Below are 17,211 nucleotides of genomic sequence, written 5' to 3' on the forward strand. Positions count from 1 at the left end.
CCAAAAAATGATGTAGCGTTCGTGTGACATGAGGTCACCAATTAAATTGTTTAGCTGAGTTAAGTACATACTCTACAGAATTTTCCCTAGGTCTTGAATGCTATTCGAAACAGCTCCTCTTAGGATATCAGAGTTTTAGTATTTACGCTTTTAATCTGCGTTGCAAGTATTTTCAAAACTATCGACATATACCGGTGGTAGTTGAGAACTCGCTCTTCTCTGAATGAAGCTAAACGATTATATTCATGCATTTTCCACACATCATTGCAATACTTAGAAAGTTTGATCCTAACTTTAATGAATCTAAGATTAATAGTGCTATTACTTTTAGCCTAAAGTGTTCTAATAATAACATACCTCGGGAAATAGCAGAAATAATTACATCTATATATCCTGATAGCAATTCAGTTATTGTAGCTTTATGGTTTTTTACCATAGAAAATGCTAACTTAAAGTCAATAAAAATTGAACATTTTTTTAGTAAAGAAATATTTGACATATTTTATGCATTAACTAAATTATTTAAAATTGACAATATACATTCTGATGTTACATCACAAAAGACTATTCGGTTATTGTCATCATTAGATTCAAATATAAAAATTAAAGTATTATTAATCAGATTTGCTTACTTATTACATAAAATAATATTTAATTCTATATCACATATAGAATATGTTTGGATTAGTAAAGAGATTAGCAAGATTTATGTACCTTTATTTAAAGAAATCAAAGTAGAAAAAATTAAAGTAGCATTACAAAATGCTTGTTTTAAGAACTTACACCCAAGACTATATAAAACTATTATTTCTTTTTTGGATAGAGAATACCTGCATTATGAATTAGTTGCTCAAATAATTAATGCATTTCATAATATTTTACCTGCTACAAATATAGAATATACCATATCTGGAAGGATTAAGTCTCCTTATTCTATTGCAAAAAAGATAGTACATAAATCTAGTACCATACAGCAGTTATATGATATTATTGGTATTAGGCTAATAGTAGAGAAGGAACAAGAATGTTATGATATATTAAATGCTATCTATAAACATTATGTCTACATTCCAGAACGATATAAGAATTTAATTAAATTTCCTAGGAAGAATGGATATCAATCATTACATACAGTAATAATAAACAAAGATTTACGAAAGATAGAAGTACAAATACGTACTAAAATTATGCATTATATTGCTGAATATGGTACTGCATCACATTCGCAATATAAAATGGGATTAATAAATATATCTAATATTGCTTATAATATATTAAATAGATTAATATTAAACCAATTAACCATAATACCAATATTACATGGTAGAATTGGTGATAAAGTTTATGCACAATTGTTAACCAATGAAGTATCCAGGGATGTACTAGTACAACAATTATTAAATATAAATTTAGAAAATAAGACATTTATTAATGATAAAGTGCCAGATATAATAGATGAGTGGAATGATAATATGGTAGATAATATAACATTTAATCTAGGACAGTCTAAAGCAAGTACCCCGGTGAATACTGTAATCAATGAAGTATCTAGTAATCCATTAGAGTCATTAGACATAGCACAGGAAAGTAATATATATGCAAATGATAGTGGAATATTAGAAAGTGATGTTGATTATGTAGATAATACAACATTTAATCCAGGACAGTCTAAAGCAAGTACCCCGGTGAATACTGTAACCAATGAAGTATCCAGGGATGTACTAGTACAACAATTATTAAATATAAATTTAGAAAATAAGACATTTATTAATGATAAAGTGCCAGATATAATAGATGAGTGGAATGATAATATGGTAGATAATATAACATTTAATCTAGGACAGTCTAAAGCAAGTACCCCGGTGAATACTGTAATCAATGAAGTATCTAGTAATCCATTAGAGTCATTAGACATAGCACAGGAAAGTAATATATATGCAAATGATAGTGGAATATTAGAAAGTGATGTTGATTATGTAGATAATATAACATTTAATCTAGGACAGTCTAAAGCAAGTACCCCGGTGAATACTGTAATCAATGAAGTATCTAGTAATCCATTAGAGTCATTAGACATAGCACAGGAAAGTAATATATATGCAAATGATAGTGGAATATTAGAAAGTGATGTTGATTATGTAGATAATACAACATTTAATCCAGGACAGTCTAAAGCAAGTACCCCGGTGAATACTGTAACCAATGAAGTATCCAGGGATGTACTAGTACAACAATTATTAAATATAAATTTAGAAAATAAGACATTTATTAATGATAAAGTGCCAGATATAATAGATGAGTGGAATGATAATATGGTAGATAATATAACATTTAATCTAGGACAGTCTAAAGCAAGTACCCCGATGAATACTGTAATCAATGAAGTATCTAGTAATCCATTAGAGTCATTAGACATAGCACAGGAAAGTAATATATATGCAAATGATAGTGGAATATTAGAAAGTGATGTTGATTATGTAGATAATACAACATTTAATCCAGGACAGTCTAAAGCAAGTACCCCGGTGAATACTGTAACCAATGAAGTATCCAGGGATGTACTAGTACAACAATTATTAAATATAAATTTAGAAAATAAGACATTTATTAATGATAAAGTGCCAGATATAATAGATGAGTGGAATGATAATATGGTAGATAATATAACATTTAATCTAGGACAGTCTAAAGCAAGTACCCCGGTGAATACTGTAATCAATGAAGTATCTAGTAATCCATTAGAGTCATTAGACATAGCACAGGAAAGTAATATATATGCAAATGATAGTGGAATATTAGAAAGTGATGTTGATTATGTAGATAATACAACATTTAATCCAGGACAGTCTAAAGCAAGTACCCCGGTGAATACTGTAACCAATGAAGTATCCAGGGATGTACTAGTACAACAATTATTAAATATAAATTTAGAAAATAAGACATTTATTAATGATAAAGTGCCAGATATAATAGATGAGTGGAATGATAATATGGTAGATAATATAACATTTAATCTAGGACAGTCTAAAGCAAGTACCCCGGTGAATACTGTAATCAATGAAGTATCTAGTAATCCATTAGAGTCATTAGACATAGCACAGGAAAGTAATATATATGCAAATGATAGTGGAATATTAGAAAGTGATGTTGATTATGTAGATAATACAACATTTAATCCAGGACAGTCTAAAGCAAGTATCCCAATGAATGCTGTAACCAATGAAGTATCCAGGGATGTACTAGCACAACAATTATTAAATATAAATTTAGAAAATAAGACATTTGTTAATGATAAAGTGCCAGATATAATAGATGAGTGGGATGAGAACCTGCCTTTGCATGATGCTGTTAAGTTGAAACATAAGAGTACTGTAGAACTGTTACTATCTCAAGGTGCTGAAGTTAATCAAACTGATAAATATGGTAAGACTCCTTTGCATTATGCTGCTGAGTCGGGATGTAAGGATATTGTAGAACTGTTACTGCCTCAAGGTGTTGATGTTAATATCCTTGATCAACATTATAAAACTCCTTTGCATTATGCTGCTGAGTCGGGATGTAAGGATATTGTAGAATTGTTACTACCTCAAGGTGTTGATGTTAATATCCTTGATCAACATTATAAAACTCCTTTACATTATGCTGCTGAGTCGGGATGTAAGGATATTGTAGAATTGTTACTACCTCAATGTTTTAATATTAATCAAACTGATAACTACGGTAAGACTCCTTTGCATTATGCTGCTGAGTCGGGATGTAAGGATATTGTAGAACTGTTACTGCCTCAAGGTGTTGATGTTAATATCCTTGATCAACATTATAAAACTCCTTTGCATTATGCTGCTGAGTCGGGATGTAAGGATATTGTAGAATTGTTACTACCTCAAGGTGTTGATGTTAATATCCTTGATCAACATTATAAAACTCCTTTACATTATGCTGCTGAGTCGGGATGTAAGGATATTGTAGAATTGTTACTACCTCAATGTTTTAATATTAATCAAACTGATAACTACGGTAAGACTCCTTTGCATTATGCTGCTGAGTCGGGATGTAAGGATATTGTAGAATTGTTACTACCTCAATGTTTTAATATTAATCAAACTGATAACTACGGTAAGACTCCTTTGCATTATGCTGCTGAGTCGGGATGTAAGGATATTGTAGAACTGTTACTGCCTCAAGGTGTTGATGTTAATATCCTTGATCAACATTATAAAACTCCTTTACATTATGCTGCTGAGTCGAGATGTAAGGATATTGTAGAATTGTTACTACCTCAATGTCTTAATATTAATCAAACTGATAAATATGGTAAGACTCCTTTGCATTATGCTGCTAAGTCAGAATATAAGGATATTGTAGAACTGTTACTATCTCAAGGTGTTGATGTTAATATCCTTGATCAACATCATGAAACTCCTTTACATATTGCTGTTGTGCACAAACATAAAGATATTGTAGAGCTACTATTATCTCAAGGTGCTGATGTTAATATCCCTGATCAACATCATGAAACTCCTTTATATATTGCTGTTATACACAAACAGAGAGAGATTGTAGAACTACTTTTACAGTATCGAAGTGACCCCAACTTAATACAAAAAGGTCATACTCCTTTATCACAAGCAGCGGCAATTGAACATACAGAAATAGTAAAATACTTTATTGAACATAAAGATTCATATAAAATTTTAGTGAATAAAGTACCAATTATGAAATATTACTTACATGATATAGAAATGCAAAAATTCTTATTTAAAAATGGGGTAATACCTGAACCTGAGGAGGAGTATGACAAAGAAATACCAAAACTAATTAACGATCCGCAAGGTGTGCATAATTCTCATAGCATGAAGTATATAGGATTCTGTATTAAAAAGCTTAAAAAATTACAAAAAGATTGCATTAATGAAATAAATAACAAAGCTTTAGAGCTTAGTACAGAACTTAAAACACTATATAATTGTAAACATATAGAATCATTGAGTTTGTCAGAATCTGAGAAAAAGAATTTATTAATGCCACTACTGGAATCTGAGAAAAAGAATTTATTAATATTACTATCAGAACCTGAGATAGTTGATAATGCGTGTACTTCAACACAAGGAATAACAGAGAAGAATTATGATGATATAATGAGTTATACTCCTCAGAAATTGGTAGAAGAAATACTCTCAAAGGCTAGTAATATTCTAGATAAATGGTTAGAACAAGATGGAGAAGGCATATATATATTTCCAAAATCTACAATGCCATATAAATATAATCATAATGATGAAGTAATATTACCTGAGTTATTAGGACTTCTAAAGTTATTAATTGATCGAGAACCAAATTTAAAAGAAAAGCAAGAATTATGTGTTACACTCTTTGAAAGGAATAAAGATTCTGTACTAGCACAACTTACTAAAATCCAAGAACAATATCCATGGTTCACAGCCGATCAATTAATTAACAAACCGTCTGCCCATAGATTGTTATCATCTCTAGATGATGAACAAATAAGTAGATTATATAATATAGTAAGCAATGAGAATATAAATAAAACATTAAAAGAACAAAAATTATTTGTATTAGCAAAGGCAATATATAGTATATCAATAGTTTATGGTTATCATCAAGAAGGATGTCTCGTTGCAACTTTTAATCATTTAACAAATGCAATTCAAGAGATAGATTATACTTTTAGTGATCAATATCAAAACTATCTTATTAAAGAACAAAAAAAAATAAATGCTAATACAAGAATTGATAACAGTAATGTATGTAGTTTAGTAACAAGTATCGCAGAAGATATTCTTAAGGAAGTTGATGATAAGTCAGATAAAATTAAAGATGTATTACAAGACTATATTATCCACAATATACCTATATCAAGTACAATATCAGATACTACCAGTATAGGATTTGAACATCAGTTATTATTATCTCTTATAAATAAAAATATTTTAAAAAAAATACCTACAGTATTGCCTAATTATAGTGGTTACATACCTACAAATCAGGAATTAGCAATAATTATAGAAAACTTACATATGGATCGATCACTTCAAAAATGGACATCAGAATACTCAGGACCAGTTGAGGACAATGAAGTAGAATGCATTGGAAGCATTATGGTAAGTGACTAGGGGTTTGATTAATAAATGACCGGAATCTTGGATCCTACATTGGTATAAAAAGTTGCATTCTCTATTATCTAGTTCGTCCGCCAAAACTCTACAAGCCCCATAGGTAATAGGGTGGTCGAGTAGCCCAAGATTTGCACCTCAGGCTCTCACAGGTAGGGTCGAGCAATGGCGCGGTAGCTTTTGTTATCCCCGTTTCCATCACCCGCCTCGTCAAACGTAACGTACAGATTTCCCGTATTACGCTTTCCTGATAACTTCTTATCATTGCCTATGACCTATCCGCTGTTATTGCTTTCAAAGGTCTGTAATATCGAATTTGGTAATCGTTATATAATCCCATCTTCTCATACAAATCTCTCCTACTCCACCTTTCCCAGCCGAAGCCTTTCAATCCTCGTGATTTCATTAAATGGCGTCTTACTTTCTTCTCTACCCAGTCTCTTACATATCCAAAACAACGGCTAGAGTTACCAATCCTAAAGTAGTTTATCCAACCTCGTAATATCGGGTTGATAAGGTATGTTACTCTATCAACTGGTTGCGATATAAACTTGCGGAATATCTCTTTTAGTTTTGCTAGCAGGGCAGTTCGCGCTCTCATTCTAGGCGTCTTCTGGATTCCAATTTTACCTTGCTTAGTTTTCGCTCGTCTAAAATCAAATCCCAGAAAGCTAAATGTTTCACCATTCTTTAGATCAACTGTCTTTGTCTTCTCTTCGTTTAGTTCAACCTTTATTTTCAACAATTCTTGTCTTAGCCTTATATTGATCGCTCTCTCTAACCACTGCCATTTTCTATAGCCATCAATTAGTATGATCAGATCATCAGCCCATCTAACGTACTCTATATGGTCATAGCCATCTCTTAGCTTACTCACTTCCTTTGCTCTTTCTAGCATTTTATCTACTTCATTTAAGTAAATATTGCTTAAATGCGGTGATAGTGGCCCGCCTTGAGATATACCTCTTTTTCCACCTGCTTTGACTATCAATTTTAGTAGCTTCATAACATCTTTGTCATTTACACGCTCTGCTATTATGAAATAATGGTATGGACCTCCTGATATAGAGAATGAAAAGCAGTTGCTAATCTTCTAGGGTTAATATTTAATATATTAAAACAACAATCAAGGAGGTCCATATGGAGGTTACTACAATTGGTATAGATATTGCAAAAAGAATTTTTCAAATTCATGGTGTAGATAAAAATGGCAAGACAGTATTAAAGAAAAAATTGATGAGAGATCAGGTTTTGACATTTATGGCTAATTTACCAAAATGTTTAGTAGGGATGGAAGCTTGCGGTGGGTCTAGTTATTGGGCAAGAGAAATAACTAAATTAGGGCATGAAGTAAAACTAATGGCACCACAATTTGTCAAACCATATGTTAAAACTAATAAAAATGATCAAGCAGATGCTGAAGCGATATGTGAAGCCGTGACAAGACCTAATATGAGATTTGTTCCAATTAAAACTATAGAGCAACAAGAAATTTTATCAATACATAGGGTAAGAGAGAGATTGGTAAAAAATCGTACAGCACTTGCTAATGAAATTAGGGGGCTACTACATGAGTTTGGTTTTATTGTCCCTCAAGGCATCAATAAGGTTATCACAAAATTAATTGAGATTTTAGATGAAGGAAAATTAAGCCAGTTAAGTTATCAAACATTTAGTGAACTAAAAGAAGAATTCTTAGATAATGACAGAAAAATAAAAGAGATAGAAAAACGATTAACAATGATAGCAAGTAACCTAACTCAATATCAACGATTAAGAGCTATACCTGGTCTTGGGTTAATTACTGCTACTGCTTTAATAGCATCAATAGGTAATGCTACAAGTTTTGAGAATGGCAGGCAATTATCGGCATGGCTAGGATTAGTGCCAAGACAACATTCAAGTGGTGGGAAAGATAAGCTGCTGGGAATTAGCAAGCGAGGTGATGTATACTTACGCACTTTATTAATTCAAGGGGCTAGAGCTGTACTAAATGCCAAGATAAGATTTACATCGGAAGAACAGAAATCTAAAAAAGATTTTAGCAAATTTACGAAATGGATGTTTAATTTATCTGAGCGAAGTAGCCATAATAAAACAACAGTTGCCATAGCTAATAAATTGGCAAGAGTGGTGTTTGCTGTACTCAGATCAGGAGATGATTATGTAGAGAGTAAAGTTTGTAGATAAAGAGTGTGTAGCACAGCACTTATAAGTAAAATAAATGGTGATTTATATAATGAATAGGTAAAAGCAAAAGAATATGTAAGAGATTCCAACCCGAAATATGCTTGAGATAATAATATTGATGGTAAATAAGACAAACCTTAGCTTACAAAAAAACTGCGTTTTTCAGTGGCTCTTTTAGAAGCCGATGGACTGATAAGTATATAGTTTGTAAGCCAGCGAATTCCATCAGGGCTGTAGAATAAATTAGGTTGATTTATTAGCTATAAGCCGGATACATGACTGCATTTGTTTTTTATTATTGATGTTATTTTTTTTCTTGCATTCTACAGGAGGTCCATACATGACAGATATGATTGCCGCGGGGTGACAGGAATCTTTGCCGCTTTGGTGGTGAACAAATTATCATAAATAGTGCCTTTTGCTTATTGTTAGTTGCTATTAGTTGCTATTATTCGATTGTGTAAGTGCGTATTTTTTTCTGTAGCTTTCGGCGTTGATTTCTAAAATCGTAGAGTGATGAACCAATCGATCAATAGCTGCCACAGTCATAGAATTTGTCGCAAAAATACTATCCCATTCACTAAAAGGTTGATTAGAGGTGACAATAACACTACCGGATTCATAGCGTTGTGCAATCAGTTCAAACAAGACATGGGTTTCTGCTTCATCTTTACGAACATAGCCAATATCATCAAGAATAATCACCTCATATTTATCAAGTTTGGCAAGTTCTGCCGGAAGACAACAATCTCGGCGTGCTGCTTGTAAATGCTGGACAATTTTTGTTGTAGCAGTAAATAGTACGCTAATACTCTTCTCAACCAATGCATAGCCCAATGCGGCAACCAAATGACTTTTACCTACTCCTGATGGTCCAAAAACCAGTAAATTCTCAGCTCGCTTCACCCAAGCTATATTACAGGCCAGATCATCCACCTTAGCTTTATTCAAAGTTTGTACCTGGTTAAAATCAAAGGTTGCTAGAGACTTACCGGGTGGTAAATGTGCTTTCCTTAAGTAAGTTTGAATCCTTTTTCTATGACGTGCTTCTACTTCGTGTTCAAAAAGAACAGATAAGAATCTGGCATAATTCCATCCTTCAGTTTCTGCTTTTTGTAGCAAAGATTGCCATGACTCAAGTATGGTAAACAAACGTAACTCTTTTAAGAGTATCGGTAAGGTTGCAGTATCATGCATGGCTAGCCTCCATCGTTGTCAATGAAGGTAAAAGATGATCATATGTTTGCAGAGAATGTTGTGTTACTTGCACAGCTGGGGGCAATAATTTTGCACAAGGTTGATATTTGTTTTGTAACATACCCAAGCAAGGAATCTTAGCTTTATTTAGGGATGACAGTACAAATTCTCCTAATTGTTGCTCACAATTATGATCAGCTTGTCAACAGCGGTCGAAAAATGATACAGATTTTAGTCCACTGATCTTGGATATTAGGATTTTGTATTAATTTTTCTTTTAAAGAAATAAAAGCACCTAATAAGCTATTGCTTGGTAAATCATCAAGTTTAACTTTAGCAACTAAACCGCCGATTTCAATTAAATGATGCGTACGGGCTTTTCTTTCTTGAATTTTAAGTCTTGCTTCTTCAGTAATAATTTTAGCTTTTCTTTGCTGCAATTTTAATCTACGTTTTATGATATTATCCATATAGATAGTTTTATTTTTGATTATTATAATCATCATGAATCATCAATAAATTATGGAAGTCAACATCATAATTATAAGTGCTAAGAAATTCTACAAAATTTTTTCTAAAACAGATTAATGTTTGATACAACTTATAAGATTGCATGATCCAAATATAGTGGTAGAGTAACAAGCCATTCAAAATCAATATAATCCCCATACCTACCCGAACCAGCAAACTAAATCAATAAAAACAAATAAAGATGATTACCATTATTCAAAACCTATAAGAAGTAGTAGAGAGGAGAGTTCTCTCCTTGTTTGTAAAAACAGGGAGAGACGCAATATATAAACCTTACGGTTTATTTTTGCTTGCTGGTTCAAGTGGTTCTGGTTTCAGTGGATGATTTTAAGATTGCATGGTAATGTCAATGATGGATTGAACATTGTTAGAATTAACAAACCATGGCGATACAGTTTGCAAGAATAGAAATAGTAAGTAGGAGTGAAGGTAAAAATGCTTGCCTTAAAGCCGCCTATAATGCCAGGCTGATTATTAAAGATGAGAGAACTAACATCACTTATAATTTTAGCAAAAAAGGCGATAATGTTTATCATGCTGTTTTATTGCCTGCTCATGCAGATAAAAAATTCAAAGACTCAAGGATCTTGATGAATGAGGTAGAGCGTACAGAGAAAAGAAAAAATAGTCAATTATTAAAAGATATTGTGATTGCTTTACCAGATGATAAGGAATTGGATTTACAAGATAGGATAGCAATTACTCATGAAATCATCAAAGAGATGGGATGGGTAAAGAATGGGCTTGGAGTTCAGGTTGATATTCATAAGCCCCATGATGGAGAGAAGAATTGGCATGCCCATGTGCTTGTGACTACCAGAAGATTTACAGAAAACGGTAAAGCTTTAGGAGCTAAGGCAGTAGATTTAAATCCTAAATTTGCCAAAGTTAAGGGCAAAGCATTCATTATCCCTGAAGATAAAATTATTCATGAAAGAGCTAAAGAAGTAATCAATAAATATTTTGCCAAGTTAGGTTTAGAAATCAGAGTAGACCCAATAAGTTTTATGCCACAGCAGCATGTCGGCCCTACTAGAATGCGAAGTATTATCAATGAAATAGCAGAGCAAAATAACATATGCAGGCTTGCCCATCTTGAAATCATCAAAGGAGCAGATGGAGTGCTTGATCGCATGATTCGTCATCAAGCTATTTTTACTAAATTGGATATAGAAAAAGCAGTAAAAGAGATTCCAGAAGAAGCAGAAAAGCAAAAACTAATAAGGGAAATATTAAATTCAGATAGGCTGATAAAACTATATAATGAAGATGGCACGGATACTAAATACTATACTACTATAGATATACGGGATGAAGAATTAAGGATAGTTAGAATAGCAGATAAGGTAAATAGCCAGATTCATTTTAATAACGTTATTAAGCTTAAGAGTGCTATCGATAATCTTGCAAGTGTTAATGAAGCACAAAGAGCAAGTCTGCATCATATATTAATTAATAATCAAGGGATTAGGGTCTTGCAAGGTAGAGCCGGCACCGGTAAGTCGCAAGTACTTGCTGAAGCTTATAAAATTGCCACCAATCATGGGCAAAATATTATAGGACTCGCTCCTACTCATAAAGCAGCATCAGAGCTTAAAAGTAAAGGCTACCGGCAATGTCATACAGTCAAAGGGTTTTTATTTAAATTATATAATGGTAAAGCTGATCTACCAAGAGATACTACGCTAGTAGTAGATGAAGCAGGAATGGTAGGTAATAGTGATTATTTAGAATTATTAAAAGTAGCAAGGAGTAATAATTGTAATTTGATACTGGCTGGAGATGAGAGACAACTCACTTCTGTTGAGCGAGGAGGAATGTTTGCAGTATTGGCTAGTAAATTTGGCTCATATGAGTTAAGTAGCATTAGAAGACAAAATAAAGTATGGGCAAGAGAAATGGCTTCATGCTTTGCAAAATCAGATATTGCCGGTGGTCTGCGTTTACTTGCACAGCATAAATGTTTAAAGATTGATCATACACTAGAAGAATCAATGGCAAGATTAATTAATGATTGGAGTAACAGCAAATTTGCTCTAAATGAGCGTTTAATAATTACCATGCGTAATGCTGAAGTAGATAGTATTAATCAAGGGATCAGGGAGTTATTAAAAGCTAAAGGCTTGCTTACCGGTAAAGAATATAGACACTATCTATCATCTAAAAAGCACGAAGATTATATGGCAGGAGATCGTATTTTGTTTAAAAGTACTAATAAAGATTTACAAATAGAAAATGGGGAATTTGCAACGATAACTTCAGTAAGTAACGATAAGTTTGTTACTAAAACAGATAGCGGGAAAGAAATAGAATTTAATCCTCAAGATGTAAGCTTTAAACATGGCTATGCTTCTACAGTGTATAAAGCACAAGGAGCCTCAATTAAAGATGTCTATGTATTACATAATCTAGCAGGAAATAGCAGAAATTCTTATGTAGCCATGACTAGACATATAGAAGAGGTAAAACTCTATTATAATAGGGAGGCTACCAGGAATATGGCCAATTTAATATCGCAACTTAGTAAAATAGATAATAGGCTATCTAGCATTAATTTTAAAACTTTAGAAGAATTAGTAGCGATTCAAGATCAAGAAAATAAGAGTCCTAATATTATAGATAAAGTAGGTGATTGGTTTAAAGGGGTAGTAGAAGATATTAAGGATAGATTACACAGTAATGATAACTATTACCACTTAAGAGTGAAGTTAGAGCCACCTGCTAAAGTAGCAGAAATCCTAAGAAGCACTAGCACAAATCTTGCCACAAGCCATAAAGCCCAAGAAGAGCGGAAAAGCTCTTCTTATAACCTTACGAATTGTAATAAACAAGATACAACAATCAGTGTTAAGTTACAAGAGGATATTATGGCAAAGAATAAAATAGATTATAATGCTATTAATAAACAAAAAGCACTGGAATTAAAACAAAAATTATCATTTAAAGCGGAAGAAATAGGTAGAAATTTGCTAGGCAGTCCAAACAAGCATTTATCAAATAGTCAAGTGTTACGCTGGGAGAAAGATGGTAAAATAGCGATGAAGATAAATGGCAGTAAAGCCGGCAGATGGTATGATTTTAGTAAAGGAGAGGGAGGAGATTTATTTACCTTAGTACAAAGAGAAAAAAATTGTGATTTTGTAGAAGCTAAGAAATATTTACAAGATATGGTTGGTATGTCAACAAGCAGTAAATATCTAGCAGCAAATTTAGCAGCAAACAAAAATCAACAAATTAAAACTCAAACAGAGCAAGAGGCTGAAATAGTAAAAATTAAGAGAGCTATAAGCTTATATGAAAAATCAGACTCTATAAAATATTCTATGCCCAATAATGTAGCAAAAAGATATTTATCAGAACATCGTGGGATTAAAGAAGTATTAACAAGATACCAACTAAGTAACGATCTTAGAACCAATATAATGTGGGATAATAATAGTAAACAATATTATCCTGCATTAATTGCTTTTGCTAGAAATAAAGATGGTAATATTACCGGTGGACAATCAATTTATTTAAACAAAGAAACAAATAATAAAGCTGATATTGAGGTTAATAAACGTTCATTTGGTAGAATTAAAGGTTCTTTTGTTGAGATTAATAAAAATAACGCACAGCAGAACGTACAAAGCAGGAACGTACAAATCAGTAAAGATGGCAATAATTCAGTTAGTAATATAACAATTATAGCAGAAGGGGTAGAGACGGCTTTAAGCATTGGGGAAGTTGGTATTAAAGGCAAAATACTTTGTAGTTTAGGTGTAAGTAACATCCGAAACTATGAGCCTATCAAAGGAGAAAGAATAATAATTGCTGCTGATAATGATGGCAAAGACGCAGTATCAGTTAATACTGTAATGAAAGCTCAGGAAGAATTAATTAGCAAAGGAGCTGTGGTATCAATAATACGACCACCAGAAAAAGGCGATTTTAACGATATGTTAAAATCCCAAGGAGCAGAATCTATAAACAAGCTTATAGAGCCTGAAATAGCAAAATTAACAGTAGCTAGTAAAATAACTAAACAGTCATCCTTAAAAGCAAGTGATGATAGCAAATCACAATTTCAGTCTATAGAATTATTATTGTCAAAATTGGCAAATAACGATAATAACGAACTAAATAATTTGCAGCAACAGCAAATAACAGCTCTAGCAAAGTTTGGCACAGCAGAAAATATCGATACTGCTTTACAAATCTACAGAGAAAAAGGTATAGATTCTTGTACTGCTTATAGTAACAAGATTTGCATAGCAGCAATAGAGCAGAAGATACAGAAAGATTTACAAATTATGAAGAATAAATTTGATCCTAATTATAATCTTGGTGATAAAAAATTTTGTGATATAGTAGTACATGATTTTCAAGGCAAAAGCCATCTCGTCCCTGAAGATTACTTAAATGCCATAGGAAGAGATAAACAAATAATGCAATATATAAGTCCAAGCTCAGAAATAGCTAAAGAAATAAGAAGTAATGGAATGGACCTCCCTATATACAGAATCAATAACAGTAGTTATAGTTCTAGAATAGGAAATTAATCCTAGACAACAATAAGGAGGTCCAAATGGAAGTTAACACAATTGGCATAGATATTGCAAAAAGAATTTTTCAAATACATGGAGTAGATAAAAACGGCAAGACAATATTAAAGAAAAAATTGATTAGGGATCAAGTATTAAGCTTTATAGCTAATTTACCAAAATGTTTAGTAGGAATGGAGGCATGCGGCGGAGCTAATTATTGGGGAAGAGAAATAACAAAATTAGGACATGAGGTTAAATTGATAGCACCACAATTTGTAAAACCATATGTTAAAACTAATAAGAACGACCAAGCTGATGCAGAAGCAATATGCGAAGCAGTAGCGAGACCAAATATGAGATTTGTACCAATCAAAAGTGTAGAGCAGCAGGATATTTTATCAATTCATAGAATAAGAGCAAGGCTAGTAAGAAATCGTACTGCACTAGCTAATGAGATTAGAGGATTATTGTATGAATTTGGCTTAATTATTCCACAAGGGATAAATAAAGTTATCAGTAAATTAACAGAGATTTTAGATAGTGAAACTTTAAGCCGTCTTAGTTATCAAACGTTTAGCGAGTTGAAAGAAGAATTTGTAGATAATGATAAAAAAATAATAGAGTTAGAAAAAAGATTAAAAATACTAGCAGGTGAGTTAGAAGAATATAAACGATTAACAGCTATACCCGGTATAGGTTTAATTACTGCTACAGCATTAATAGCTTCGATAGGTAATGCAAAAAATTTTAGTAATGGTAGACAATTATCAACTTGGCTTGGTTTAGTACCAAAACAATATTCGAGTGGAGGTAAAGAAAGGTTACTTAGTATAAGCAAGAGAGGTGATACTTATTTACGTACTTTATTAATTCAAGGAGCAAGAGCGGTATTAAATGCTAAGCTAAGGTTTACAACTGAAGCACAAAAAAATAAAAAAGATTTTAGTAAATTTACTAAATGGATGTTTAATTTATTAGAACGATGTGGGCATAATAAAACTACTGTTGCAATAGCGAATAAATTAGCACGAGTAGTATTTGCAGTATTACGCACCGGCAATGATTATAATGAAACTAAAGTTTGTAACTGATAAGTTAACAAAATTTAGTAAATAAAATATTAATAAGTATTACTCTAAAATAGAGACTAATATATTCCAACCTGAAATATGCGTGAGATAATAATATTGATGGTAAATAAGACAAACCTTAACCTACAAAAAAACTGATTACCGCACAGGCTCTAATGAAGCCGGAAAAGTGATAAGTAAAAGTTAGTAGGTAGCGAATTCCATCAGGGCTAATTGATAAATTTAAAGTGATAAATTTAAAGTAATTTATCAATTATAAGCCGAATACATGACTGCATTTGCTTGTTGACTATTAAATATTATTTTTTTCTTGCATTATTGGGGAGGTCCATACATGCGGTAAAGCAAGTATCTGAGATCAAGCTAAATCAAGGAATAAGAGTTTAGAGTGTAGTGTAATAATATTTTATCAAGTTAAAAAATATAAATATATGAGTGAACAAGGAAACCTACTGGGTGATCCAGATAAAGGCACAAAGAAAGCTAAGCATGATAAGATATTTCGTAAGGCACTAGAGAATCCTCTAGTTGCCCATGAATTCTTTAATGCACATTTACCTAAGGAGATAAAAGCTTTAATAGATTTTCCTAGTTTAGCAATGGAAAATACCACATTTGTAGAAAGCTCTTTAAAAGATTCTATCTCTGATGTTTTATTCTCATGCAAATTTGATAAACAAGACGGATATTTATTTTTGCTTGTAGAACATCAATCAAAAGCAGATCATTTCATGGCCTTTAGGCTATTTAAATATATGATTAATATTTGTGAGCGATATTTAATACAAAATCCTAAAGCTAAGACTTTACCATTAATATACCCGATGATATTTTTCAATGGTCAGGAAAAATATAATGTTGCAAGGAATTTGTGGGATTTATTTACTAATAACAAATTAGCAAAAGAATTATGGATTAATGATTACCAATTGGTGAATGTCCATGAAATACCAGATGAAGAGTTTAAGCAAAGGATATGGTCAGGAATATTAGAATTTTTTCTCAAGCATATACATGAGAGGGAATTATTAAAAAGATGGCAAGAAATATCAGATATATTACCGGAATTAACAAAAATAACGATAGGCTATGATTATCTAGAAATGATATTATATTATACATTGACGAAGATAGAGCAAGATGATAAAATAAAACTAGAGAATTTATTATCAACAAAGTTGAATCCGGAAATAGGGACAAGGCTTATGAGAAGTTTAGCACAGCATTGGCAACAAGAAGGAAAAGAAATAGGTATTCTTGAAGGCTTACAAGTTGGTGAAGCTAAAGGTATCCAAATTGGAAAAGCTGAAGGAAAAGCTGAAGGAAAAGCTGAAGGAAAAGCTGAAGGAAAAGCTGAAGGGGAATATAATAAAGCAGTAGAGGTAGCAAAGAAAATGTTAGCTCAAGGTTGTAATATTGCTTTAATTTCTAGTGTAACCGGTCTTGATGAAGCTTTTATTAGTTCTTTAGAGTAAACATATTTCTTGTAAAATTTACTCTGCTGTTTGAAAAATCATTTATAAAAATTCTGAAATAACAAAA

General features: G+C 32.2%; 9 protein-coding genes. 5 read left to right on the forward strand and 4 right to left on the reverse strand.

What is annotated here, in order from left to right:
- Positions 1–245: 245 nt before the first annotated feature.
- A complete protein-coding gene (locus tag AAGD64_RS03400; protein ID WP_341793869.1) occupies positions 246–6,134 on the forward strand; it encodes an ankyrin repeat domain-containing protein in 5,889 nt (1,962 codons plus the stop codon).
- Positions 6,135–6,402: 268 nt separating this feature from the next.
- Here the strand turns inward: AAGD64_RS03400 and AAGD64_RS03405 are convergent, their stop codons facing one another.
- Positions 6,403–7,140: a group II intron maturase-specific domain-containing protein gene (locus tag AAGD64_RS03405; protein WP_253307392.1), complete on the reverse strand. Its 738-nt coding sequence runs from the start codon at positions 7,138–7,140 to the stop codon at positions 6,403–6,405.
- Between the two features lie 134 nt (positions 7,141–7,274).
- Between AAGD64_RS03405 and AAGD64_RS03410 the strand changes: the two genes are divergently transcribed.
- Complete coding sequence (locus AAGD64_RS03410; RefSeq protein ID WP_253307391.1) at positions 7,275–8,324, forward strand: IS110 family transposase; 1,050 nt, start codon at positions 7,275–7,277, stop codon at positions 8,322–8,324.
- 438 nt (positions 8,325–8,762) lie between these two features.
- Here the strand turns inward: AAGD64_RS03410 and istB are convergent, their stop codons facing one another.
- From istB to AAGD64_RS03425, 3 genes are all read right to left on the reverse strand, one after another.
- Positions 8,763–9,521 (reverse strand): IS21-like element helper ATPase IstB, encoded by a 759-nt coding sequence (gene istB / locus AAGD64_RS03415; protein WP_253307390.1) that lies wholly within the window; start codon positions 9,519–9,521, stop codon positions 8,763–8,765.
- The gene (locus tag AAGD64_RS03420; RefSeq protein ID WP_341793870.1) at positions 9,514–9,642 is read right to left on the reverse strand and encodes a hypothetical protein; all 129 of its coding nucleotides are present in this window, start codon (positions 9,640–9,642) and stop codon (positions 9,514–9,516) included. The genes istB and AAGD64_RS03420 overlap by 8 nt, the downstream gene beginning before the upstream one ends.
- A gap of 73 nt (positions 9,643–9,715) precedes the next feature.
- Positions 9,716–9,991, reverse strand: a complete 276-nt coding sequence (locus tag AAGD64_RS03425; protein WP_253310016.1) for a conjugal transfer protein TraD — start codon at positions 9,989–9,991, stop codon at positions 9,716–9,718.
- Between the two features lie 444 nt (positions 9,992–10,435).
- On the opposite strand from AAGD64_RS03425, the gene AAGD64_RS03430 reads away from it, so the two are divergent.
- From AAGD64_RS03430 to AAGD64_RS03440, 3 genes are all read left to right on the forward strand, one after another.
- Positions 10,436–14,593: an AAA family ATPase gene (locus AAGD64_RS03430; RefSeq protein ID WP_341793871.1), complete on the forward strand. Its 4,158-nt coding sequence runs from the start codon at positions 10,436–10,438 to the stop codon at positions 14,591–14,593.
- Between the two features lie 26 nt (positions 14,594–14,619).
- Positions 14,620–15,669, forward strand: coding sequence for an IS110 family transposase (locus tag AAGD64_RS03435; protein ID WP_341792650.1), 1,050 nt, complete (start codon positions 14,620–14,622; stop codon positions 15,667–15,669).
- A gap of 431 nt (positions 15,670–16,100) precedes the next feature.
- On the forward strand, positions 16,101–17,144 hold the full coding sequence (locus AAGD64_RS03440) for an Rpn family recombination-promoting nuclease/putative transposase (RefSeq protein WP_341793872.1): 1,044 nt from the start codon (positions 16,101–16,103) through the stop codon (positions 17,142–17,144).
- Positions 17,145–17,211 lie beyond the last annotated feature (67 nt).

This window comes from Rickettsia endosymbiont of Ceutorhynchus obstrictus (genome assembly GCF_964026565.1).
In the GTDB taxonomy this organism is placed as follows: domain Bacteria; phylum Pseudomonadota; class Alphaproteobacteria; order Rickettsiales; family Rickettsiaceae; genus Rickettsia.